We start from the raw sequence: 25,475 nt of genomic DNA on the forward strand, positions 1-25,475 counted from the left end.
CTTAAGTCGGGGCTTTTTTACACTACCAGTAATATATGCTGAAATCAAAAAACAATAAGCTATTCTAAATCATTCATTCACCAGCTCGAATGTTCTTAATTGATTTATTCATTAATGAAAAGTTCTTAAACATGCGGGATCCGCCATTTCCGATTGGGGCCTGAGCGACTAAGCCAGCCTTAATTGTCTTATCAACTGGCAAACTGAAAAACCGCATCATATCAAATTTAATCCCGTCTAATGAATAATGGAAAGAGAAAGCATTGCCTACTCTTGCTACTTGTAGCCAGACTGTATCTCCTTCAATGTTACAACCATTTGCGTCATCTGAAGTATGATTTGTGACGACACTAACTACAGCATGTGTATCAAAATCCGTTTCTTCGAAGCATGCTTTTGCCCAGATGTTTGCATCTTGCATAACCATAATACATGCGGCATCATACATATCCTTAAATTCATGAGAGACTTGAACACGCATAACAAAATCTCCACTTACTTCTGTATAATAAAACGGAGCATTTAATAGATTTTGTGGGGATGCTCCTGATTCTGAAACAACACCATTATTACAGAAAAAATCACTTTTGGCTGGTGCGTCAATAATCAATGTATTTTGACTATATTCTGCCTTACTTTCGTTTATCCACTTAAAACGATCTAATGATTTTTTGATCATTTTTTTCTTCCCCATTCTGATTTTGATTTTGACCAATTATTATTCAAGTAATAATCATATTGTAAAATATTTCGGAAAACTTAGAAATAAGGGTATACTTTATTTTCCATATTATAACTTACAGTATTTTTGTACAAGAGATTTATGAAGTTAAATAGAAATAACTTAGCTCGGGGGGTATAAGCTATTATATCCGTAGATTAACCCTGTAAAGTATGACTAAATAAGCTTCACAATAACAAAGTAACCACCAAGTTTCAGGAGTTGACTTCGTTAGGTATTCCGCCTGGCACTACTTTAGACGGAGAGATAATCGTTATTGATCCTGACATCGTTGGGGTGACTTCAGCTGGTTGCACTCTGATGATAACTGCAAGTATCTCGGTGTTCCTACGAGTGAAAAGTCGATAGTTTATCGAGCTTCAATTGCTAGGAAACACATGATTACGTATCTCGTTGAACTGATTACATGCCTTAGTCAAATACCGGAATTTAACTAAGGTTGCTGAGTTTCGCAGAGTGGGTTTAATTGCATGTTTTTTTTATTTTGAGAAACTTTTACAGGAATTAATAAAAGAGAAAAGACAAAGACATGCTGAAAATCAAAAAATATTGGAGAATATCCATAGAAATCAACAAAATGCTCAAGAAGAATCTTTAAAGACAGAAGAGAACCGACGTTTAGAGGTACAAGAAGCTCTACAATTACCGAAACAAAGTAAAGAACTAGCGCAAATTAACTACAAAGAAGACTGGTACGCCTGAAGAGTGTTAATTTAAGCATGTAATTACAAAACAAAAACGACTGGTATTGAACAGTCGTTTTTGTTTTGTAAACTATAAGGTTCTTGTAATATGATAAGCGCTTTGACACCCAGCTCCATAAGATAAGTCAACAAGTTTCCTTTATCTCATTGCGGAGAGCTCCAGTTCATACGGCGCTAAACGGACTTTTGCGCTTTTGTTTATTCAAACAGGCTTGTACTGTGCAATGGTTGAACTCTAGCTTTTGGATCCATATATGCTTTGGCATTATTAACAGCAGTTGGTGCTTCACCAAATCCACTTGCAATTAAATTAACTTTACCTTCATACGTGCAAATGTCACCTGCAGCATAGATACCTTCAATATTCGTTTCCATTTTTGTATTAACGAGTATGGAGTTTTTCTCAATATTCAAGCCCCAACTTTTAATTGGTCCTAGTGAAGAAACGAATCCGTAATTTATAATTAAGTCATCAATATCTAGAACTTTCTTATGATCTCCTTTTGATTCCTCTAAGACTAATTGTTCAACTTGTTTTTCACCAATTAGTTCAGTAGGGATATATGGAGTGACGATCTCGACCTTAGAGTTTTTAAGTAACTCGACACTATGTTCATGTGCACGAAACTTATCCCGACGATGGATAAGGCTGACGCTTTCAGCAATAGGTTCAAGCATTAATGCCCAATCAACTGCGGAATCACCGCCACCACAAAGAGCAACGCGCTTTCCAGCAAATTTATTTAAATCATCAACAAAATAATGTAAATTTTCACTCTCATATTTTACTGCATCCTCAATTTCTAGTTTGCGAGGTTGAAATGCGCCATTACCTGCAGTAATAATAATTGTCTTTGAATAATGAATTTCAGTGTTTGTTGTAAGTTTAAAAATGCCATCTGCCTGTTTTTCAACAGATTCAACCGCTTGCTCCAATGAAATGGTCGGAGAAAATTTTGCCATCTGTTCTTTCAAGTTATCAACAAGCTCCTGGGCTCTCACTTTTGGAAAGCCAGCAACATCATATATGTATTTTTCAGGATATAATGCTGATAGCTGCCCACCTAATTGTGGAAGACTTTCAATTATTTTCACACTTGCTTGTCTCATTCCACCGTAAAAGGCAGTAAATAAACCCACAGGGCCACCACCAATTATGGTAATATCAAATACCTTTATATCTTCTTTCACGAGATATCCTCCTCTATAGTAACAGTACCAACCTATGACAAAATCTTACCATATGTACTTTCACTCACCTAGTAAACTTCATGTTAATTTTTATATAATACCCCAATTGAAAATGCTATAATGATGAAAGTGAAATAAAAAATCATTATAAAGCATAGGGAATAAAAATTAAACTGTTTTGTTAGAAAATTTGACTTGAAAAATGATAATGAAATCGCTAATATGGAATATAGGTGTAATTATATATATTTATATATCAGTGGTACTTTACCTTCAGTGTGTGTTGGTAAGTGAAAAATTTCACAAAGTTTTATCTTTTAAGCAAAATAAAAAATTGTATTTAAGTGGATTATAGTAGTAATATAATACGTTTCTTTACAATAATTTAAGGAAAAGGTGGATGTAATTAAGTGAGAAAGCCAAGAGTTGTCGTATTAGGTGCAGGATATGGTGGATTAATAACAGTTACTCGTTTACAAAAACAAATTGGAGTAGACGATGCAGAAATCACATTAGTGAATAAAAATGATTATCACTATGAAACAACATGGTTACACGAAGCTTCAGCAGGTACATTACACCATGATCGTGCTCGTTATCAAGTAAAGGATATCATTGATAGTAACCGTGTGAAATTTATAAAAGATACTGTCGTTTCAATTGATAAAGAAGCGAAAAAGGTTGTTCTAGAAAATGGAGAAGTAGATTATGATTACTTAGTTATTTCTCTAGGTGCACATCCTGAAACTTTTGGTATTCAAGGATTAAAAGAATTTGCATTCGGTATTACTAGTATTGATTCAGCCCGCCAATTAAGAGAACATATTGAATATCAATTTGCTTCATATAATATGGAAGTTGAGAAAAAGGACGAGCGACTTACAATTGTTGTAGGTGGTGCAGGATTCACTGGTATTGAATTCCTAGGTGAATTAGGTAATAGAATTCCTGAACTATGCAAAGAGTATGACATTGACTTCAAAAAGGTTCGTATTATTTGTGTCGAAGCAGCACCAACAGCACTACCAGGATTTGATCCTGAGTTAGTAGATTACGCTGTAAATCATTTACAACGTAAAGGTGTAGAATTTATGATTGGTACTGCGATTAAAGAATGTATTGAAGAAGGTATCATTGTTGCAAAAGGTGAGCAATTAGAAACAATAAAAGCTGGCACTGTTGTTTGGGCTGCTGGTGTTCGTGGTAACAGTGTTGTAGAAGAAGCGGGATTCGAAAACATGCGTGGTCGTGTGAAAGTAGATGAATTCCTTCGTGCTCCAGGACATGATGATGTTTTCATTATTGGAGATTGTGCGTTGATCATCAACGAAGAAATTAATCGTCCATACCCTCCAACAGCTCAAATTGCTATGCAAGAAGGAGAAGTATGTGCTAAGAATTTAGCTGTTGCTATCAGTGGACATGGAGAAATGGGTACATTTACACCTGACATTAAAGGATCTGTTGCATCACTGGGTGAAAATGATGCAGTTGGTGTTGTTTTTGGTAAGAAACTAGTAGGATCTAAAGCTTCATTTATGAAGAAGATGATCGACAACCGTGCATTATTAATGGTTGGCGGACCTTCTCTTGTTTTGAAAAAAGGTAAATTTAACTTACTATAATTTATTATAAGGGGGGACATGAGTCTAATTGGCTTGTGTTCTTTTCTATTGTAAGAAAGAAATGGATCTATCTTGAAATTATGCTAGCAAGTAAAAATCTAGCACTTAGTAGAAGTCATAAAAATTTCACTGTATTAGGATTGACTGTCTATCGTTAGTTAAGTACACTTAAAAAGGTGTAATGGAGGTGATAGGCATGTTAAGCTTACCTGTTTTATTAATATCAATGCTTTTATTTTTAGTTTTATTTTTCGGCATCGGTTTCTTATTAAATATGCTTTTACGCATGTCGTGGATAATGGCGATTGTGTATCCAATCGTTTGTATTTTTATTATAGATGATGTGAGATTCATTACATATTTTCAAAAACCAGGTGATTCATTTCCGGCTTTAGGGAATAAGTTGGCCTCATTAGCATTAGCAGATATCCTCATTTTAGTTTGTGGTCTAATTGGAGCGCTTCTATCCGGAGTTATTATTAAAATGCTTCGAAAAAGTGGTTATCAAATGTTCTAAATTGTTTTATGAATTCCAATTACTAAAAGTCTGACACCATTCGTGGTGACAGACTTTTTTTGGCTGGAAAAATAAATTATTTTGTAAAAAGCGTATGATATATATAGGTTTCTCGTTTCAGCTTTCAAACTGTTAAAATATGTTTTTTGCTTATTTATGAATATTCTCTCGCAAAATAGGGAACGAATAGTTTTGTGAGAGAGGAGCGAAAAAGGAAATATGATTAGTATAAAGAGAGTAAGTAGAAGGATTTTTATGACTTTATTATTTTTAGGAGCATTGACTACAACGTTTGAAGTAATATCAGGTATAGAAGCGCAAGATGTCTCAAATTGGTATAGCCAGAATTCCGGTTCAAGTAAGAGTATTGAAACTGTGAATGAAAAGAATACGGATGAAGATGATACATATAGATTTTTAGGTTTAGTGTTTAAATCTATAAATAGTGAACCAAGGGTAAGCACTGAAATTTCATCAAGTGTTGAAACGTTCAATCACGATGTATCACTAGAAGATGCATTTGATTGGTCAAAATATCCAACAAAGAATGTAGTTGCGACAGGTTATACAGCTGGTGTTGAATCTACAGGAAAACATCCAGACCATCCTAGTTACGGGATTACCTATTCAGGTGTGAAAGTAAAACGTGATTTGTATTCTACAGTTGCAGCGGATATTAGTATTTTTCCAATTGGCACGATTTTATTTATCCCAGGTTATGGATATGGAGTTGTAGCAGACATAGGTGGTGCAATTAAAGGTAATAGATTGGATCTTTATTATGAAACAGTAAATGATGTCTATAGTAATTGGGGTAAAAAGCAAATTAATGTTTATGTAGTGAAAAAAGGTGAAGGTACATTAACAGAGGAACAGCTTGAGCTGTTGAATGAAGATGAGTCAATGCAAGTATTCAGACAAAAGTTTATAAAAGGAAAAACAAAAAGCTAGTGAATACTAGCTTTTTTCGTAGTTAGAATAATAAAATTCTTGTACTGTGGATAAGTACTAGACATCCAGTTTCAGCAGTCCAATTTTGCACAAGTCAGATGCTTGTAGAGACCGAACAAGTGCTAAAATCGATTTGTTCTTTAGAAAAGTATTTCCCCTAAATTTCACTAATAGGTTTAGGATATTCATTTGGATGAATAAGATATGCCAACTGTTGTAAACCATCAAGAAGACGTGGTGAAGGTCTGCAGAAAAGTTCCTCTTGAAGCAGATGAATTTGGCCATCTTGAACAGCTATCATATCGGACGCATCCTTTCTCTTTAATACATGCTCGCGTTTCATTCTTGATTGCTTTACACCAACCCAGGATAAACAAATATGTTCCGGATTTCTACTTTGCACATCTTCCCAAGTTGTTTGCACACTAGCTAATTCAACATCATCAAAAATGTTTTTAGCTCCAGATAATTCACTTATTTCTGTTAACCAATTTGTTTTACCAGGAGTAAAGATAGGGTTTGGCCACCATTCAAAGTAGACCGTTTTGGGCTGTTTGATTGTAGCCGCGACATTTCTATATGTATTGAGAGTGTTGTTGAATTTTTCAACAGAAAGGGTTGCTTCCCGTGTTTTTCCTGTTACGTTTCCTACCGTAATTAGATCTGCCGCAATATCATTCAAAGACTGTGGATCAAGGACAAGATGAGGGATATTCCGTTCTTCTAATTGTTTCACATTTTTCTCCATACCTGGAACACTTAGAGAGGCAAGTACTAGATCAGGTTTGTAGCTCTCTAATAGATCAATATTAATCGATAGGTCAGGTCCGAGACGAGGAAGATGTTCTAGCTCCTTTGGCCAATTAGAAAAATCATCAAGTGCAATTAAGTTATCTTTTAAGCCCAGATATACGGCAAGCTCTGTATTACTAGGACAAATGGAAATGATCTTCATGTTATTCACCTATTCCAAAGAAAAAGTAAAGAAATAGTGATAGGAGGATTCCGGTGATACCACCAAAGAAGACCTCAATTGGTTGATGACCGAGAAGTTCCTTTAATTTCTTTTGTTTATCTTGTTCATGTTTTTTGGGCCATACCTTCGCTTCTTCAACAAATTTATTGAAATCTAGCACAAGCTGGTTTAATACGGTTGCCTGTTCCCCTGCATGTCGCCTTACTCCTGTTGCATCAAACATTGTAATGATTGCAAAAATAGCTGCTATCGCGAAGATTGAGGAGCTAATACCGTGATCAAGTGCTACTCCTGTAGATAGAGCTGTAACTGCAGCTGAATGAGAGCTAGGCATTCCTCCAGTGCTGGTTACAAGAGACCAATCCCATTCTCTAGTAGCAAGATATTGAATTGGTACTTTAACAAATTGGGCAAATAAGATTGCAGCTAGTGCAGAGAGTAAAGGGAAATTAAGAAATAAATCCAACGTATATACTCCTTTCAATGATGTTAAATCCATTCATCATGCGCTTTCATTTCTACTAAAGATTATTTTTGATACAATGAAGAATAAGTTCTCCCAAAGAGAGAGAATGAAAAAAAGATTTTCTTCATTATAGCATATCTCAGCTTCGTTCAATGAAAAAGCAATACATCAATTTTCGACCTTTTATTAAATTTGGAGGTGCTTGTTTGTTTAAAGTACATAATCAACTGGATCTAACTAATCAACATGAAACACTAGTGATCGGTCTATATCAAAAAAACAGTAAATTAACAGGCTTTACTGCTGATCTAGATGATCGACTAGATGGACAAATAACACAGTTAATGAAGGATGGAGACTTATCTACTAAACGAAAGGCAATTACTAAAGTACATACCCTTGGTAGAGCAGAAGTAAAACGTGTGTTTTTTGTTGGGTTAGGTAGGGAAAAGGAAAGTAACTTTGATTCAGTAAAGGAAGTATTTGGTAAGATATTTAAAACGATCCAGGATGCTAAAATCCAGAATGTTACGATTGTTTTGGATAGTTTTGTAACAGATAAACTAGATTCTAACGACTTAGCACATGGGTTAGCAGAGGCTTTTGCTAAATCAACATATAAAATTCTCGACTACAAACAGAAGTCAAATGAACCTGAAAAAAACATTGAAGAGATTCAAGTTGTTTCAACAATAGGTGAAATAGCTGAAATAAAATCAGGACTAGAAATTGGCTATGCATTTGGTAGAGGCACAAACAGTGCAAGAACATTAACAAACATGCCCCCTAATCTATTAACTGCGACTGAGCTAGCAACATACTCAATTGACTTAGCAAATAAGTACCAATTTGAATATGAAGTTCTTGAAAAGGACGAGATGGAGCGACTTGGTATGGGGGCATTACTTGCGGTGAACAAGGGATCTGAGGAACCTCCGAAAATGATTGTATTAAAATATCAAGGTAAAGATGAGTGGTCAGATGTTATTGGACTTGTTGGAAAAGGAATAACCTTTGATACAGGTGGTTATTCAATAAAACCTAAGGACGGCATTGTTGGCATGAAAACCGATATGGGTGGTGCTGCAGCAGTACTTGGTGCGATGGAGATTATTGGTGAAATAAAACCAGAACAAAATGTTGTGGCTGTTATTCCATCTACAGATAATATGATAAGTGGTGGAGCGTTTAAGCCAGATGATGTCATAGTATCTTTAAGCGGAAAAACGATCGAAGTATTGAACACTGATGCAGAGGGACGTCTAGCACTTGCAGATGGGATAACCTATGCAAAACATCATGGTGCTAATTACTTAATAGACGTAGCAACCCTGACAGGTGGAGTCATCGTAGCACTAGGTACTGATACAACAGGGGCTATGACTAACAATGAAGACTTGTTTGAACAGGTTCTTCAAGCATCACATGAAGTGGATGAGCCAATATGGCGCTTACCAATTACTGAAAAGGATAAAAAACGTGTTCGCGATAGTAAAATGGCGGATTTAAATAACTCACCTGGCCGAGAAGGTCATGCCATAATGGCAGGTGCATTCATTGGAGAATTTGCAGAAACTACCCCATGGGTACATCTCGATATAGCTGGTACGGCAACTGCCTCAAAAGAAAACGACTTAGGCCCATCAGGTGCAACTGGTGTAATGGCAAGAACACTTGCTACATTTGTAGAAAGATTTGAAGAAACGAAATAGCTTAGAGAGTAATGTCAATAACAACGCTATTAACACGGAAAACAACAGTTTGACAGACATTGTCAAACTGTTGTTTTTATCTTATCTACAAAAGTTAAATAGGAAATCTGTAGGGCGTATCACCTATCATTCATTCCAGAATTTATTTTGGGAACAATCACATCAGTTTCAATTAATCGTGGATGAATCTTTTTCGCTTTTGCATATGTTTCGTCTGTGTTAACTGAATATACATGTAATTTTATCTTTCCTTTTTTAATTTTTTTTGCCGTTTCAACATCTATATTGTGAATAGATGTTGAATAAATAGCGTTTTTATATTTTTTTAACTCTGACATATCAGCATCAACATTCTTCAATGCATTTCCAAGGAATGTGAGAGTTGCCTCTGGGTACCATCTGTTAAATTGATCTCTAATAGCCGTATTACTCAGCACAAAGAATGAATGATTTAATACTTTTGTTTTTTTTGCTTCTTCCATTATACCGTCGACAAATTCTTTGTTATCCCAATTCCCTTTTGACCCATCGAAATTGATACCGAGGTTATATCGATGAGCTTCCTTTAACACTTCTTTAAGTAAGGGGACCTTTAAATTTGTCAAATTCCCTTGTTTATCTTCAACCCTATAGCTTTGAATTTCTTGTAATGTCAAATCTTCTACCTTACCAGTGCCTGTTGTTGTACGATCAATTGTTTTATCATGCATTAAGACATATTGATCATCCTTCGTTTTTTGGACATCGATTTCAACAAATCCATATCCTAGTAAACCAGCCTGGGTAATTGACTCCAAAGTGTTTTCTGGAGCAGTAACTTGTGCACCACGATGAGCGCTTAACTCCGTTCGGTTACTATGTAGCCAGTTATTATTCGGCGCTGCACTAGCTGCATTTTCATAAAGAAAAGATGTTACAAATATAAGCAGGCTAGCAAACAATAGAAATCGATTATTTTTCACTTTGCTTCACTTCCTATTCTTTAATTGTTGGTACACCCTGTACAATACAGATAGGATGTAAATTGAACATGAATAATTGATTACATTTATATTAATATCGAGCAAGATTTAAATCACTTACTAGAATCATTTGGCATTTAGTCAAAATAAGGCCAATTGATAGAGTATATGGTATGGGTTGATAGATGAAATATATAATCTTCTGAATTAATACAGGCGGTATAATTGCCTCTCCTGTCCTTTACTTCGGTAATTAGACAAAATTTCCGTTGACATGGTAAAAAGGGTTATGATAAATTTATTTTATTATTTTATTTCTCTACCATATTAGCAAACTAAAGGATTTTGGAGGTTTTTCCATTGAATGCTGTTGTTATAGCTGTTGTTGTTATGCTTATTTTAAGCTTACTAAGAATAAATGTTGTATTTGCCCTTGTTGTAGGTGCCCTAGTTGGAGGATTAACAGGTGGACTAGGAGTGGCGACAACTATCGAAACATTTACAGGTGGTTTAGGAGCGAATGCAACTGTTGCTTTGAGTTATGCTTTATTAGGTGCTTTTGCAGTAGCCCTGTCTAAAACAGGTCTTCCAGATGCAATGGTTTCTGCGGCGATCAAATTAGTAGGTCGCGAAGGTGAAACAAAACGAAAAACACTTTCTAAAGTATTGATCATTTTAATGATTTTAATAATGGCTATCTTTTCACAAAATGTGATTCCTGTACATATTGCCTTTATACCGGTATTAATTCCACCACTTTTAAAGGTATTAAATGAGCTTCAGGTGGATCGTCGATTAATTGCCACGGTTATTACCTTTGGGTTAATTACTCCATATATGTTGTTGCCAGTTGGATTTGGTGCAATTTACCATGAAATTATGCAGACGAATATGGAAGAAAGTGGATTAATTGTTTCGTTAACAGATATCCCAAGTGCAATGGTCATTCCTGCTCTTGGTATGGTTGTGGGACTTTTGATAGCTATTTTCTTTTCTTATCGTAAAAAAAGACAGTATGAAACGCGTGAAGTTGCTGAACAAAATATAAGTAATTCGTTCACTAAGAAAAGTATTATCCTTGCCATTGTTTCAATCATCGTATCTCTTTCAGTGCAGCTATATCTGTCACAAAAGCTAGGGGTCGAAGGAATGATCTTTGGGGCATTAGCTGGCTTGGTTGTTCTATATATAACTGGGATCTTGAAGCGGAAAGAAGCAGATATTGTTATCACAAATGGTATGAAAATGATGGCATTTATCGGTTTTGTTATGATTACTGCTTCCGGATTTGCAAGTGTATTAAAGGAAACAGGACATGTTGAACAACTAGTTGAAGATGCTGCAACGATAATTGGTGGAAATCAAGTAATTGGGGCATTGTTAATGTTAATAGTGGGTTTACTAGTTACACTAGGAATCGGATCCTCATTTTCAACAATTCCGATTCTCACAACCATTTTTGTACCATTATGTTTTGAGCTAGGGTTTAGCCCAATGGCGACTATTGCGATTATTGGTACAGCTTCTGCCCTGGGAGATGCAGGTTCACCAGCATCTGATAGTACACTAGGGCCTACAGCAGGGTTATCGGTAGATGGAAATCATAATCATATCTGGGATACGTGTGTACCAACCTTTGTCCATTACAATATCCCGTTAATCATATTTGGCTGGATAGCTGCCATTACATTATAAAATCTATTAGTAAACAAAGAAAAAGGTAGACTAATCATCGTAGCTTTCAATACGATGGTTATCTACCTTTTTCCATAAACTTTCATAACTAGTAAACCAGCCCTAGCTCCAGCACATTGCTTTTTAGGTGTATGATTCATATAGATAATCAAACGGTTGTGGTGTTGTTGTTTATCTCTTTTATTTTCTCCAATAGCTCCTCATCATCCCATTCTAGTATATTGTCTATCAAGTCAGGATTTACTACCAATAAATCTCTTTCTAGTATTTCTCTATCTTTTAGGTCTAAGAAGTATTTCTTAACGACTAATTTCTTCATAAGCTCACACCCTTTTCATTTACTCTAAGCTACTCTATTTATTAACAAAACTAGTATTAATTATACATTGAAAATAAAAAAATAGTAAAATCGATTAAAATAGAGAAATTTCGACAATCCTTTTCCTTGTTTCGTTTGATTAAGGCATTGTATCATTAGTATATCCAACTTTTAGGAGGTGTGCTATTGTCGTGGATAAAGGAACATAAACTTATTATAGTAAGTATCGTGTTTATTGCTATTTTCCTAGGAGTTTTAGGAGTTATTCTCGTAGATATGATTGATCAAAAGGCTGTCACAACTTCCAAGGTTCAATCAAAAGAAGAAAATACGTTATTAGAGACAGGAAATGCAGAATCAGAGCAAGTAGAAAAAATATCTGACAATCCCTTTGGTAGCAATAATGCTATGTTAGCTGAGGATGAATTACTTACATATATGCACGGAATGTCACACCAAAAAGTGATCGCAGATGAAAAATGGATACATTATCAAATGACTAATGAACGGATTCAGTTTTTAATCAGTGTAATAGAAGCGGGAAGCTATGAAAATAGCGATTTACTTTTGGAAATCCTTAATCGGTGGAAGGAAGCTGATTTTACAAAAGCGGATAAAGACCATAATGCTATATGGCAATTACAAGGTGGAACAATTGGTAAGGCAACTGGAGTCATGAGTAATGAAGAGGAAAAGCAATACTTAGAGGAAAATAATAGGAGTTTAAAATAAGGATGTTTTAATAAGAGTGTAGTTTAAGAAAAAAATTGATTTATTGTGGAACAACTATTAAAAAAACATAAAAAAGGGAAAAGTTTACTGATATAGTACCTATAGTAAGGACACTCGTGAAAGGGCCTTTATCTATAGGTGCTTTTTTAAAGGATCATACTGTGATTAAGAGGGCAAGCATCATTAACTACTAATTCTCATCAAAAACTGAACAATAGGTTTGAAATGGAAAAGACATGTTAAAAAAACCTTGAAAAGCATAAAAGCTAATCAAGGTTCTTGTATATTAAATCTTTCTTTAATAATTTCTAATTGTTTGTCTACTTCTGGTTTATCTTGAGGATAATCTTCTAGATAACTAACACAATCTTCTCTTAGATATTTATAGAATGTCGGATAATCTAAAATAACTTCTTCGTCCTCCTCTACTGCAGGACGATCAATGTAATAGGCTATTCCTTCTTTACCAAAATAATCTTCTTCCCACTTTTCATAATAGTCTGCAAACACAAATCTCGCATATTCGTTACCATATCCCTCACCATTGGCATAACTTCTTAAGATTCTTAAAAATTTACCGTTTCCCATGTGGTGATAGAAGTATTTTATCAATTTTCTCTTCTTATCTTCCATGATGCTTCCAACTCCTTAATCATTAATCCAGTGTAGGGAAGAAATTTGTTATTTCTCCTGATTCATTAATAAAGCCTCTAAATTGGAGTCCGTTAGAGGAAACTCCTGTTATCTCTCTATTAATGACTTTACCATTTTTCATCGCTTCTTCCCCCCATTTTAGTATCTCTTCGTCTGATATTATGTTAGGATCGTAAACTGTTTTTGGATGGGAAACATTTTTAAGCTCTCCTGGTATTAACTTACCTTCCATGTCTAATTTAGGTAAGCCATATTCTATTTCATGCACTCCCTCGATGGATGGATGCTTTCTTTTTGAAATGATACATTCCTCTAAATCCCAACCTTTTTCTTTAAATGCTTTTTCGAAATTATTGAGATTATGTCCTCCGACTACGCCCTTACCTTTTTTTCTAACAATATCTACTACTTCCACTAAATGCTTATCATATCCTGGTTTAAACGTAATAATTTTATTCGGTTCCTCAGTTTTTTTAGAATCATCTTTACTATTATTGTCCTTATTCTGAGTCTTTTCTTCTTGTGGAGCTTTTTTCACAGATTGATTTTGATCTGGGTATTTGTTACTATTCCTTTTCTTCTTGCCGGTGAACGGTTCCAAGAATCTTTTTAAATAAGGTTTAATTTTCGATGCAACTGAGTCACCTAGTTTTACTAGGGGTTTCCCAAAAGGAATTCGGCTTAACAAGGAACTAATTCCCAGTGCAAGTGCCGTTTCTGGCGTCAGTAACTTTTTAGGATTGCGGATGATGTCTGCAATCTGACTACCACTTGCAGCAAGACCGATTCCAGTCGATACTGCCCCTATTGCCGACCAAAATCCTAATAATGGGAATGTTAAAGCAAATGCTCCGAGTACAATCAACCCTTTTTCCCCAGTAGATAAACCATTCCACCAGTTTTGCAGACTATCAAATAAACATGCAAAACAAGCATCGGGGCCATTGGCTGTTACTCCCCATTCAGATAGAAACATAGCTGCGAATAATGCTACAAATACAGCGATTAAAGCTTTGTGGTACTTCTGTATATTTGCTTCTAAGCCTGATAAAAGTTCCTTGGCTTCTGTTTTACCATGCAACAGTGTAAAGCCTAGTTCTCTCCGTTCTCGATAAAATAGCAGCAAGTCTCCAAAACGTTGTCTTTCCTCAAAAACGCTTCTAAATAGATTCCACAATTCAGAAGCTGGATTGATATTGATTTCTCCATACAACATGGGGAGCTTCTCTCTTACTCGGTTCAATTCCCAATAATCGATGATCAACGCAGCGCCGAGCATAATTAAAAATGTCGATTTTGCGGCATAGCCACTTCCTAATAAATCATGAATTCCGGTTAACCAATCCGGAGCCTGGAAACCAGCATTCCATATTGCATGATCAAAAATGGCCCAAACCAAAAGGATAATAGGAAAAATATAAGTAGACCGCTTTAATTTACTTTTAAACCTGATTGCTAGCCCGAGGCCTAACGCTATCATAGCGGTAAGTAACGGGTGTCCAGCTGTCATTTTGTCGGGTAAAAAGCTCGCCTCGAAGTATCCTGGAAATAATGTGAATAAATCCCAATGGATCACTTTCCCTTCAAATAATGTCACACCATAATCGAAAATGCCTCCAGAAACCAATCGACGAGTTGTTTCCTCTAAAAATTGAAAACCAGCTCCCGATGCCGCACCAATAAGGGCATAATCGCTTAAACTCAATGTGGAAGCACGTCGAGACAAAAATAGATAAACTCCGATGGGGATCAGTTTTAATACTTCTTCAGTAATCGGGGTTAAAAATGCTTGACTCCATACATCTTGTTCCATCCCACCGAAAATATTTGTAATAAAACTGACAATAAAAGAATTCAAGGGTACAATTAACCATGCCCCTGCCATAAAGAAATAGGTGTACTTCTTCCAAGATAAAGTTTTACTACGACATAACAACCAAAATTGCAAAATGACGTAAAATGACCAAAAAAACTGGACGAACATTTTTCGAGAGTCTTCCAAAAAAATTAAGCTTAGTACGAAGGCACAAAGAGATATCCATGAAAAAATCGTAAAGACTCGTAAAATGAATGGATGTTTCTGAGTCCATACATTCCAAAAGAAAAAGATAGACTCGAGCTTCTTCCTTAAACTTACTCTAAACTTTTCAACCTTTCTCGTCATATTGCACCACTCCAATGCAGTATTTTTTCATTCCTGCATGATTTAAATTAAATTTATGATGATAACCGATGCTTACGATTTTGTACTATACGCCAATTTCCTAAAAAATGGAATAGGTCGAATTTTACAAATATATTTAACGATAGTATCTTTATTCCTATGTCTATACCAAAGAAAAGGTCGTAAAACAATAATATTTGATTAAGTAATTGAATTGTGAATGGGGGAGGCGAAAAAACATAAAGACAACAACATCAGGGTTTTAGGGGATGAAAGCTAAGCTATGGATGGATTATTTGTTAATTGATACCTTGGTTGAACTAGAATGGACCGCCTAGGTCAAACTACTGTCCAGTTGCTATAACGGTTTCGGCGTTATTTAAAGCTTATAATCATTTTATTATTTTATAATCATTCCATTAGTTAAAAGTAAGTTATCCTTCTGTTTTCCCATAACCTAACTATTTGATTGTAGTAGTTACCATATAATTTAGCTAAGATAATGAATATATCCAAATATCCAAATACTTTCCTATAGTAAAGCTTCGAAATATTATTGCTTTAACCTTTTTGTTTTTGTGACTGTTAATATCGCCCATTATTTTGCACTACTTAGTACAATAAGAAGTTTTTATATAAGCACCTATGCACAAAAATGAAAACGCTATTAATTTACTAAACTATTATAAAAGGAGGTAGAAGTTCTAAATTAGAACAGCAAAAATACACCTTCGAAATTATGGAACTAAGTAAATTAATAGAGATCTAAAATAAGACAAAAATATTGATATCATGTATAAATGTTGTAAGAATCCTTTAATCCTAGATGATGTGTTAGATAGAAATCTAAGAAACTGAAAAAAACCTTAGTAGGGTATGAAAGTTCTTCTAGGTAGTTGTTATATAAAAGGAAAATGACAAAAAAACGATGTTACTATTACACTAGGGTTTAAATTACCTAATAATGAAAGGGTTTTCATAAAGTCGAAGGAATCTAGTTTTTTGGTAATTAGAAGAATAGTCATAAATTCCAAGTGGGAAATTAATAGTCTTCTTACTGATGCAGACTTATTTGTTTTATTTATTAATTATTAGGAGTTTACTTGCTTACTTTAAGGAGGTGATTTTAGGCAATTAGTATAATGAATGATTCTGTATAAGAGCAGTCACTTTACATCTAGAGTTACATATTGTCTGTAGAAATTTATCCATGAATGCTGTGAGGAGGAAATAAATGAAGAAAGTATTAAAGGTTTTTTTAAGTATGATATTATTGTTCTCATTTGTTCAGAATGGAATTCTTTCAGTGGTATCAGCAGCAGAACCAACAGAAATTCAAAATCCACCCTCTGAACCAATAGGACTAACGGTTGTTCCAATGGATGGTCAGGTTGAGTTAAGTTGGAAGGCCGGGCTAGGTAAGCATATATTGTTTATCGGTACTGGAAATCTAGCTGATGAAAAAACAATGAAACATTTAGAATCACTTGGGTTCTCTGTGACTTTCAAGAAAGATAAAGAAGTAAGTGGAGTAGATGCACTTTCCTATGATTTAGTTTTTGTCGGTGAATCCTCAAGCTCAGCAAATATAGGGAAAAAATTTATGAATTCTTCTGTTCCTATTGTGTATGCTGAACCATTTGCACTTGATGATGTCCATTTGAGTGAATCTGCTTCTGGATCATTTGGAAGCTATCAAAGTCAGGAATCTCTTAATATCAATGCCGGCAATCATCCTTTGGCTGCTGGATTAAGTGGCACCATAAAGGTTTACAGTAAGGCTGGCGAAATCAATTATGGTACACCGGGTGAAGAGGCGATCATCATTGCCACTGCAGCAGATGATACTAGTAAAGTAACAATTTTTGCTTATGAAAAAGGATCAAAAAATGTAAATGGAGACCCAGTCCCTGCTCGTCGGGTGTCCACGTTTTTATTTGCGGGTCAAGAAGAATATATGACTGAAGATGGGTGGAAGTTGATTGACGAATCAGTTATGTGGGCGTTGGGCATAGATGAGAATATTGATCCTAATGAAACCTATACTGTAAAGCGGAGCACAGTAGACGGAGGACCTTATGAAGTCATCGCAACAGATGTAACAGAAACTCGTTATGTCGATAGCGGATTAACTAATCAAACTACGTATTATTATGTTATTTCTGCTGTGAATTCTCTAGGGGTTAGTAAAAATTCGGAACAAGTCAGCGTAACACCGAATGAAATACCAAATCCGCCCTCTGCACCAACAGGATTAACTGTTCTTTCAAGGAACAGTCAGGTTGATTTAAGTTGGAATTCTTTTGGTGAAAGTAAAAGTATATTATTTGTGGGGACAGGGATTCCAGCTGACGAAAAAACAATGAAACATATAGAATCACTTGGATTCTCCGTGACTTTTAAAAAGGATAATGAAGTAAGTGGAGAGGATGCTCTTTCCTATGATTTGGTATTTGTCGGAGAATCCTCTGGGTCTGCATATATTGGTAAAAAATTCATGAATTCAACAGTTCCTGTAGTGTATGCCGAACCTTATGCACATGATGATGTTCATTTAAGTGAAGCAGCTCCTGGATCATTTGGAAGCTACGAGAATCAGGATTCTCTTAAAATTAATGCAAGTAACCATCCACTAGCTGCTGGATTAAGTGGTACGATTAAGGTTTACAACCAGGCTGGTAAAGTCAATTTTGGTACACCTAGCGAAGAGGCGATCATCATCGCTACTGCAACAGATGATAATAGTAAAGCAACAATTTTTGCTTATGAAAAGGGATCAAAAAATGTAAATGGAGACCCAGTCCCCGCTCGTCAAGTAGCTACGTTTTTATTTGCGGGACAGGAAGGTTTTATGACGGAAGACGGTTGGTCGTTGATTGATGCATCCGTAAAATGGGCGCTTGGCATTGAAGAGAGTAATGCTCCTAAAGAAACCTATAATGTGAAACGTAGCACAGCAAAAGAAGGACCTTTTGAGACAATTGCTGAAAATGTTGAGGGAACAACATTTCGTGATACGGGATTAGAAAATGGCACGAATTATTTCTATGTCGTCTCAGCAGAAAATATTGGTGGAGAAAGTAAAAATTCAGAAGAAATAAGTGCGTTACCTGTGGCTCCATTGCAAGCTCCAACTGGCTTGTCAGCAAGTAATGGTGATGGAAAGGTAACGGTCAATTGGGATTCTGTTAATGGGGCAACCTCATACCAAGTCCTACGTAGCAAAGAAAATGGAATAGCCTATGAGGTGATCAAAAGCGGAGTAACTGAAACGAAATATACAGACACTAGCATTACAAATGGGGATAAGTATTATTATGTTGTAGCAGCAAAGAACAAAACATCTCAAAGTGCAAACTCCTATCCTATAAGCGCGGTTGCTGTTTCAGAGAATGGAGTTCCAGCAATTCCAAGTAGTATTGAAGCTACTGCTGGTAACGGGCAGGTTGTCTTAACATGGCCTTCTGTAAGTGGGGCAAACACATATACCATCAAGCGTGGTTCGTTTGATAGTGGTGAATATGATGTCATTGAGGAGAATGTTCATCTTACTAGTTATCGAGATGCAGGCATTACGAATGGTGAAACCTATGATTATGTTATTTCTGCTGTTAACGAGAATGGGAAAAGCTTTGATTCCGCTCCAATAGCAGTTACACCGGCAAAAGTAACGGTTGTAGCGAAAGAAGGTGGAGACTTTAAAACGGTTCAAGAAGCCATTGAAGCTGCCCCTGATAACAGTTCTAAACGACATGTAATTTACATTAAAGATGGTGAGTATCGTGAAAAACTGACAATACCAGAGAGCAAAAAGAACCTAAGTTTTGTAGGTGAAAGTAAAGAAGACACCGTTCTTGTTTATAGTGATAATGCAAATACATTAGGACCTGATGGCAATCCATTGGGTACGTCAAAAAGCTCAAGCCTTTTTATCTACGCAGATAATTTTATTGCAAAAAAATTGACTATCCAAAATGATTCCGGTCAAGGGACAGGACAAGCGGTAGCGGCTTATGTAGCAGGTGACCGCGCATACTTTGAAAACGTACAGTTCTTAGGATATCAAGATACATTGTATACACATTCTGGTAGACAGTATTATAAAGGCTGTTATATTGAAGGGGATGTGGATTTCATCTTTGGTGCAGCAACAGCGGTTTTTGATGATTGTCAAATCCATAGTAAACGTGACGGTGGAATGTTAACTGCCGCAAGTACACCACAAGATAGTGAGTTTGGCTATGTTTTTTTGGATTCTAAAATTACTTCAGATGAAGGAATAGAAGGTGTGCGTTTTGGTAGACCATGGCGTCCCTATTCAGCTGTTTCCTTTATCAATTCAGAAATGGATGCATCCATTGCTCCTGATGGTTGGGATAATTGGGGAGAACAAGCAAACGAAAAAACGGCTAGGTATTCAGAATACAATAGCAAGGGACCAGGGGCAAATCCGAAGGAACGTGATCCTTGGACTAAGCAATTAACGCCAGAGGCAGCAAATCAATACACTGTTCAGAATGTGCTGAAAGGGTCTGACGGTTGGGACCCTACTCGTCTTGGGATCATCCCAGTATCAACAATATCACCACCGGCTATTTCGCTTGACCAGCAAGACTCGATTGTAAATAAGCCAAGTTTTACGATAACGGGTAAAATGGATAAAGAAGCAACTGTTTCTGTAAATGAAAAGGAAATTCCATTACAGGAGAATTATGGTTTTAGCACAACGGTTGAGCTAGAGACAGGACTAAATACGTTCACTGTGGACGCAGTGGATTCAGAAGGTAATCGAGCGATTCCTGCCGTTTTAAAGGTTGTTTATGATCATGTGAAACCTGTTGTGACGGTAGATGATCTTGAGGGAGAGAAAAGCGGGAATCACTATAATGTTATTTATAACCCTTTTCCAATTACAGGTAAGCTGAACGAAGCAGGAATTGTAAAGGTTAATGGGAAGGAAGTAAAATCTGCGACTGATTTTACATTTCGTTCAAAAGTAAACCTTGAACCTGGATTTAATAAAGTGACAATTACAGCTGTTGATCAAGCGGGAAATGAATCCGAACCTGTCACCTTCAATGTTGTTCCGAAAGGGAGTGCTATACCAGACGGTCCAATAAAAATCATTAAAAGTGAAGCAACAAGTCCAAATACCGTTGAAGTAACATTTAATAGTAAGCTAAAAAACTTTAATCCTAGTGATATAGAATTGCAGTCGGCAATGAACGATTGGGCAAATCTTGAACCTGGTCTTAAACCAAATTTGACAGTAGAAAGTATCTCCACAAGAGTTAACAAAGACAAGCAAACAATAGCGGTAATTAAAACGAAGGAGGCATTTAACGAGGATGGAACGATAAATAAGCCAATTATTGAAGATCCACTTACTATTCCATACCTGAATGCTGCTTATTATACCGGAGATAGAGTGAATGATATTAAACAAGCTGATGCGCTATTATCTTGGCAAATGGATCATGGCGGATGGTATAAAAACATGGAAGATAAATATAATCGGCCTTGGGATGGCAAAGAACCTAAATCCGAAATGTATAGTCCTGAAGATGGGGAACTAGGGATTATAGATAATAATGCAACAACAAACGAGATTCTCTTTTTAGCTCTAATGTATAAAGAAACAAGTGACGCTCGTTATAAAGATTCTGTTTTGAAAGGAATTCAATATTTGCTTGAGGCTCAATATGATATTGGCGGCTGGCCACAAGTATACCCTACAAGGGGCAGTGGCAGTTACTCAGATTATGTTACGTATAACGATAATGCGATGATTCGTGTTATGAATGTATTAACAATGGTCTCGCAAAAGAAGTATCCATTTAATTCAGACATAGTTAGCGAGGATCTTTCAAAGCAGATAGACGTGTCATTAGATCTTGGGTTGGATTATATTTTGAAATCCCAAATAAAGGTGAACAATTTATTAACGGCATGGTGTGCACAACATGATCCTGTTACGTACGAACCGAAGGAAGCTCGTTCTTATGAACATCCATCTATTTCAGGTTCAGAGTCAGTAGGAATTGTACAGTATTTAATGGCGTTGCCTAGTCCTTCAAATGAAGTTCAGGCCGCAATTGATGGTGCCTTAAGGTGGTTTGAAGAGGCTAAAGTTGAAGGGGAGAAATACGTATCAGCTGATCCAGCAGGTCAATATTTTTACCCTGATGTAGCAACCAACACCTGGTATCGCTTTTATGAGATTGGCACAAATCGTCCAATTTTTTCAGGAAGAGATGGTGTCATCAAGCACACGATACAAGAAATTGAGCAGGAAAGAAGAGATGGTTACCGCTGGGCAGGGGAATGGCCGCAAAAATTATTGAATGTAGCGAATACAACAGGTTATTACGGAAACCGAGTCTATGTGAAAGTTGTTGGTGAAAAATCGCAAAATGTTGCAGGTGAATCTTTGGAAAAAGGAAGCTTGTATAAAGTTGATGCTGCGTTTTCGGCAAAGCAATGACGATTTTTATTATCAGTAATTCGTTTTTCTAGTTTTAAAATAGTCTTAGTCCATCATACATGAATGGGCTAAGGCTATTTTATTAGATCAAAAGTTTATTGAAAATCCTGTTGATTTAACCAGCTTTCGCACAACTCCGGCCATTTCCTAATAACTGGATCATCCTCAGCAAGTCCTAAAGCATGACGCCGATGTGGAAAGATATGCATTTCAAAAAAATGTTCTTTTTACTTAAAGCTTGTGAATGAGTATTCTGTTTTGCACAGGAACTACGGCATCATCAGCTATGTACCAGAGAAAAGTAGGTGGTCAGTAACAGATACATTGTTTTTACTAGATAGTGAGACTCGGAAGTTGTTCAGATGTTCCTTCCCCTAGTAAATTGTGAATGGAGCCCTCGTGAAAAATGTTGTGTAAAAGAAAATAATTTGATAACAAAGGCTAGATAAATCAAGTCGGAAGCTTTCAAGATAAATTTTATCAGTAGCTTCAAAGCAAGCTTCATTTAAATGCCTCCTACAACATTCTATCTTTTAATTCTATAAAAAAGTACCTACAGATGAAACACTCTTTTGCAAGTGTCTTATCTATAGGTATTATCTTATTATTACTGTGTTCTTTTTTTATAGTATCAAAATTTATATGTTGCTTTTAGATAGGTTTGGTATCTAGCTAGTGCATGGCTTATGCTTTTCTTAAGTGAATAGAATGCTAAGCTGCAATTCTATTATTAGTTGCCTTAATAACAGCATAATAGATACGAGGGGCAATAAATGCGCCTAAAATTGTAAATATAGCGTCCTTTACGATAAACCAAGACATAACTACCCAAGCAGTACCGTAAGACATTGGTGCATTCATCCAAATATTTAAAGCGAGCCACATATACGATGTACCAATAATATAAATTAAAATAATACCAACAAATGAAGAAATTAAAAAAGCTGATCGTTTTTTCTCTTTGCTTGCTTCAATGATTTTCCCGACAACATAAGCGGTAATGATATAAGAAAGTATAAATCCACCGGTACTACCAAAGATTACACTAGGACCCCCACTAAATTGGGCAAATACAGGTGCGCCAGCAACCCCAATTAGGGCATAAATGGCCATCGATAAAGCACCAAGCCTGCTTCCTAATAGAAGACCTGCTAAAATACAAAAAAAAGGCTGCATAGACAACGGAACATTTGCAATTTGAAGAAATGGTGCCCAAGATGTAATATTAGCTCCAACAGCCATTAAAGCTGCAAACATTCCAACCAATGTAACGTCATATGTACTCAATTTTCTTTTCATTATAATCCCCCATGTTTTACAAATTATCTATTAGAAGAATAATCCACCTAATTATATATGTCAACTAAAATATAATTAGGTTAACAAAAAGGAGAGAGTATGTAAACATGTACTTTGGTAAAAAAAGAAATACAAATAGATCAGATCGTGTCCCACCAAATCAGAATGTAACGACAACATTTCCTGTCTTACATACCGGGAATGTTCCATACTATCAGGATCTATCAAAGTGGAATATACAGATATATGGGTTGGTTGATAATCCAAAGCTGTATACGCTAGAGGATATTATGACACAATTCCCACAAATCGAATTATCCAATGATATCCATTGCGTCACCGGCTGGTCAAAAATTGGTACAAGCTGGTCCGGAGTTAGTACAAGAGAACTTGTTAAAGATATTAATATTCAATCACATGCACAATATGTTATTTTACATGCGGAGGAAGGTTGGACGACCAACTTATCATTGCAAGACTTTTTGCAAGAAACCAGCCTACTGGCTCATTCCTTTAATGGTGAACCATTGACACCAGAGCATGGATATCCGTTGCGAGGTGTTTTCCCCCATCTCTATTTTTGGAAAAGTGCCAAATGGATAAGAGGCATTCAGTTTACCGAACATAACCACCCTGGTTTCTGGGAACGTAATGGCTATCATATGGTTGGTGACCCGTGGAAGGAAGAACGATTTAGTTTTGATTAATGAACTTCATCGACAGGCTGGTATTTGATGAAAAGAATCAAACTCTTTATTAAGGGAGAGATAAGGGATACATACGGATAAAGTTAGCTTTTTAAATATTCCTTTTGATACATTAAGATGATTTCATCAAGTTTTTGACTTAGAGCAACTGTGGAAGGGTGATTGAGACCTATGTTCAAGCCTAGATCAATCATTTCTACTTTCAGTAAATCTATTCTTTGAGTGAGTGCCTCTTTTGAAGTATATGAGAAGGTTACCATGAATTTTTTGCCACCTTAGTTTCATTCGTATCTTAATGAGTAGGTATTTTGATTATAGTGTATAGTAGCATAAATTTGGATTTGATCTTATTTTTTCGACAATGGTTCTATTAAAAGGACAATAGTTCCCATTAATAGACAATCCTAACCAAAAACAAACGATAATAACATCCGCTGAATCAGAAGTAACGAGGAAAAAACAATGGATTAATGATTCCAATTAAATAGCTTTAAAATAGAGAGCATAGCCGAGAGACTCTCAGCCATGCTCTCTAAAAAATTATTGTTGGTAACTTTGGCTACCCATATTCATTTGCCCAACTTGTCCTTGGGATTGTTGATTCTGCTGCTGATTCTGTTGCTGTTGAAGTTGTTGTTGCGATTGATTAATTTGTTGAGCTATCTGGTTTAACATATTAACTGATTGCATGGACTGTTCTACATTACTTAACATTTGTACAGCTTGATGGATAGATTGTTGTAATTGTTGAAACGTTTTTTGTTGTTGTTGTTGAGTTTGTGTACCAAATTGTTGCATCTGACTTAATAAATCATTTGATTGTTGTTGATTTTGCGATAATGATGACATAGATGATGTTGATTGTTGCTGTCCATCTGTATTTAGTTGGCTAAGAGCACTTTGTATTGTTTGTAACTGATTTTTCAATGGTGCCAGTTCTTCACCGATCTCTGCCTCTACCTTTGCAGCTGCTACTCTTTCAATTGCCTGATTTTCTGAAGCCTTAACTTTTTCTTTAATCACTTTTGTTTCTTTTTCCATAGCGAATTCCTCCCTAAATTGATTGTTTGATTTTGGTTGGGGCACAACTATCGCTGGTATAGGTTTATTCCTCTTCCTAACTGTAATAACACCTATAGCAATAGCTAACATTAATATGAGGAATAACATTCCGAATATAGCAATGCACCTCCCACTCCAATTGTGCCGACCTGTAAGATAACCAGGTGGACAAAACTATTATCCTCTAGAGTAAGGAATATATTTATGGTATAACCTGTCAATTATCTTATAATTGGCTCTTTTCTATAAGTTTGTTGCTAAAGTTCTATTAAAAATATTTTTATGATATAAATTTAAGCTTCTAGAGGGATATCAGAGTAATTTAGTGAAAAGAGCATGAAGATATCCTTAAAACGTGTACATTCGTACTTTATATGGAAAACAACAATCATTCCGAAAAAACTTTAATAAAACAATTATTTTCGGACATTAAACTTGTGTAGATAGTAAAGTATGCTTGCAATGGGGCAATTATAAGATACATAAGAATTTATTACTAAAAGTGGGAAATAA

Annotated in this window: 20 protein-coding genes; 9 read left to right on the forward strand and 11 right to left on the reverse strand. The window is 35.8% G+C overall.

Annotation, left to right across the window (positions count from 1 at the left end; all coding sequences use genetic code 11):
• Window positions 1-73: 73 nt before the first annotated feature.
• The gene (locus AC6CHR_RS12395; protein WP_498249150.1) at window positions 74-679 is read right to left on the reverse strand and encodes a DUF1349 domain-containing protein; all 606 of its coding nucleotides are present in this window, start codon (window positions 677-679) and stop codon (window positions 74-76) included.
• A 519-nt stretch (window positions 680-1,198) separates the two neighbouring features.
• Between AC6CHR_RS12395 and AC6CHR_RS12400 the strand changes: the two genes are divergently transcribed.
• Window positions 1,199-1,444 (forward strand): hypothetical protein, encoded by a 246-nt coding sequence (locus AC6CHR_RS12400; RefSeq protein WP_498249151.1) that lies wholly within the window; start codon window positions 1,199-1,201, stop codon window positions 1,442-1,444.
• 200 nt (window positions 1,445-1,644) lie between these two features.
• Here the strand turns inward: AC6CHR_RS12400 and yumC are convergent, their stop codons facing one another.
• Entirely contained in the window at window positions 1,645-2,637 is a 993-nt protein-coding gene (gene yumC / locus AC6CHR_RS12405; protein WP_498249152.1) for a ferredoxin--NADP reductase 2, read from the reverse strand.
• Between the two features lie 410 nt (window positions 2,638-3,047).
• Between yumC and AC6CHR_RS12410 the strand changes: the two genes are divergently transcribed.
• The 3 genes from AC6CHR_RS12410 (at window position 3,048) to spsC (ending at window position 5,730) form a co-directional block, all read left to right on the forward strand.
• Complete coding sequence (locus tag AC6CHR_RS12410) at window positions 3,048-4,262, forward strand: NAD(P)/FAD-dependent oxidoreductase (protein ID WP_498249153.1); 1,215 nt, start codon at window positions 3,048-3,050, stop codon at window positions 4,260-4,262.
• 196 nt (window positions 4,263-4,458) lie between these two features.
• Window positions 4,459-4,779: a YuiB family protein gene (locus tag AC6CHR_RS12415; RefSeq protein ID WP_498249154.1), complete on the forward strand. Its 321-nt coding sequence runs from the start codon at window positions 4,459-4,461 to the stop codon at window positions 4,777-4,779.
• A 219-nt stretch (window positions 4,780-4,998) separates the two neighbouring features.
• Window positions 4,999-5,730 (forward strand): stationary phase survival protein SpsC, encoded by a 732-nt coding sequence (spsC, locus tag AC6CHR_RS12420; protein WP_498249155.1) that lies wholly within the window; start codon window positions 4,999-5,001, stop codon window positions 5,728-5,730.
• Between the two features lie 157 nt (window positions 5,731-5,887).
• Here the strand turns inward: spsC and AC6CHR_RS12425 are convergent, their stop codons facing one another.
• Together AC6CHR_RS12425 and AC6CHR_RS12430 are read right to left on the reverse strand one after the other, a co-directional pair.
• Window positions 5,888-6,685, reverse strand: a complete 798-nt coding sequence (locus AC6CHR_RS12425; protein ID WP_498249157.1) for a cobalamin-binding protein — start codon at window positions 6,683-6,685, stop codon at window positions 5,888-5,890.
• Between the two features lies 1 nt (window position 6,686).
• Entirely contained in the window at window positions 6,687-7,172 is a 486-nt protein-coding gene (locus tag AC6CHR_RS12430) for a divergent PAP2 family protein (protein WP_498249158.1), read from the reverse strand.
• 206 nt (window positions 7,173-7,378) lie between these two features.
• On the opposite strand from AC6CHR_RS12430, the gene AC6CHR_RS12435 reads away from it, so the two are divergent.
• Complete coding sequence (locus AC6CHR_RS12435) at window positions 7,379-8,884, forward strand: leucyl aminopeptidase (protein WP_498249159.1); 1,506 nt, start codon at window positions 7,379-7,381, stop codon at window positions 8,882-8,884.
• Window positions 8,885-9,003: 119 nt separating this feature from the next.
• Here the strand turns inward: AC6CHR_RS12435 and AC6CHR_RS12440 are convergent, their stop codons facing one another.
• A complete protein-coding gene (locus AC6CHR_RS12440) occupies window positions 9,004-9,846 on the reverse strand; it encodes a glycerophosphodiester phosphodiesterase (protein WP_498249160.1) in 843 nt (280 codons plus the stop codon).
• A 360-nt stretch (window positions 9,847-10,206) separates the two neighbouring features.
• Here AC6CHR_RS12440 and AC6CHR_RS12445 point away from each other — a divergent pair, with 360 nt between their 5' ends.
• Window positions 10,207-11,541 carry a Na+/H+ antiporter family protein gene (locus tag AC6CHR_RS12445; protein WP_498249161.1) on the forward strand — a complete coding sequence of 445 codons (1,335 nt, stop codon included), beginning with the start codon at window positions 10,207-10,209 and terminating at the stop codon, window positions 11,539-11,541.
• 148 nt (window positions 11,542-11,689) lie between these two features.
• Here AC6CHR_RS12445 and AC6CHR_RS12450 read toward each other — a convergent pair whose 3' ends face one another.
• Entirely contained in the window at window positions 11,690-11,860 is a 171-nt protein-coding gene (locus AC6CHR_RS12450) for a hypothetical protein (RefSeq protein ID WP_498249162.1), read from the reverse strand.
• A 186-nt stretch (window positions 11,861-12,046) separates the two neighbouring features.
• Between AC6CHR_RS12450 and AC6CHR_RS12455 the strand changes: the two genes are divergently transcribed.
• Window positions 12,047-12,592: a DUF6241 domain-containing protein gene (locus AC6CHR_RS12455; protein WP_498249163.1), complete on the forward strand. Its 546-nt coding sequence runs from the start codon at window positions 12,047-12,049 to the stop codon at window positions 12,590-12,592.
• Window positions 12,593-12,862: 270 nt separating this feature from the next.
• On the opposite strand, the gene cdiI is transcribed toward AC6CHR_RS12455, so the two are convergent.
• Together cdiI and AC6CHR_RS12465 are read right to left on the reverse strand one after the other, a co-directional pair.
• A complete protein-coding gene (cdiI, locus tag AC6CHR_RS12460; RefSeq protein ID WP_498249164.1) occupies window positions 12,863-13,225 on the reverse strand; it encodes a ribonuclease toxin immunity protein CdiI in 363 nt (120 codons plus the stop codon).
• A 22-nt stretch (window positions 13,226-13,247) separates the two neighbouring features.
• The gene (locus tag AC6CHR_RS12465; RefSeq protein ID WP_498249165.1) at window positions 13,248-15,410 is read right to left on the reverse strand and encodes a PrsW family glutamic-type intramembrane protease; all 2,163 of its coding nucleotides are present in this window, start codon (window positions 15,408-15,410) and stop codon (window positions 13,248-13,250) included.
• 1,234 nt (window positions 15,411-16,644) lie between these two features.
• On the opposite strand from AC6CHR_RS12465, the gene pelA reads away from it, so the two are divergent.
• The gene (pelA, locus tag AC6CHR_RS12470) at window positions 16,645-21,894 is read left to right on the forward strand and encodes a pectate lyase (protein WP_498249166.1); all 5,250 of its coding nucleotides are present in this window, start codon (window positions 16,645-16,647) and stop codon (window positions 21,892-21,894) included.
• A gap of 711 nt (window positions 21,895-22,605) precedes the next feature.
• Here the strand turns inward: pelA and AC6CHR_RS12475 are convergent.
• Window positions 22,606-23,193 carry a biotin transporter BioY gene (locus tag AC6CHR_RS12475; protein WP_498249167.1) on the reverse strand — a complete coding sequence of 196 codons (588 nt, stop codon included), beginning with the start codon at window positions 23,191-23,193 and terminating at the stop codon, window positions 22,606-22,608.
• Between the two features lie 107 nt (window positions 23,194-23,300).
• Here AC6CHR_RS12475 and AC6CHR_RS12480 point away from each other — a divergent pair, with 107 nt between their 5' ends.
• Window positions 23,301-23,900, forward strand: a complete 600-nt coding sequence (locus AC6CHR_RS12480) for a sulfite oxidase-like oxidoreductase (protein WP_498249168.1) — start codon at window positions 23,301-23,303, stop codon at window positions 23,898-23,900.
• 83 nt (window positions 23,901-23,983) lie between these two features.
• Here the strand turns inward: AC6CHR_RS12480 and AC6CHR_RS12485 are convergent, their stop codons facing one another.
• Together AC6CHR_RS12485 and AC6CHR_RS12490 are read right to left on the reverse strand one after the other, a co-directional pair.
• On the reverse strand, window positions 23,984-24,160 hold the full coding sequence (locus AC6CHR_RS12485; protein ID WP_498249169.1) for an aspartyl-phosphate phosphatase Spo0E family protein: 177 nt from the start codon (window positions 24,158-24,160) through the stop codon (window positions 23,984-23,986).
• A gap of 280 nt (window positions 24,161-24,440) precedes the next feature.
• A complete protein-coding gene (locus AC6CHR_RS12490; RefSeq protein WP_498249170.1) occupies window positions 24,441-24,941 on the reverse strand; it encodes a hypothetical protein in 501 nt (166 codons plus the stop codon).
• Window positions 24,942-25,475: the final 534 nt, after the last annotated feature.

This window comes from Metabacillus sp. GQ13 (assembly GCF_059758525.1).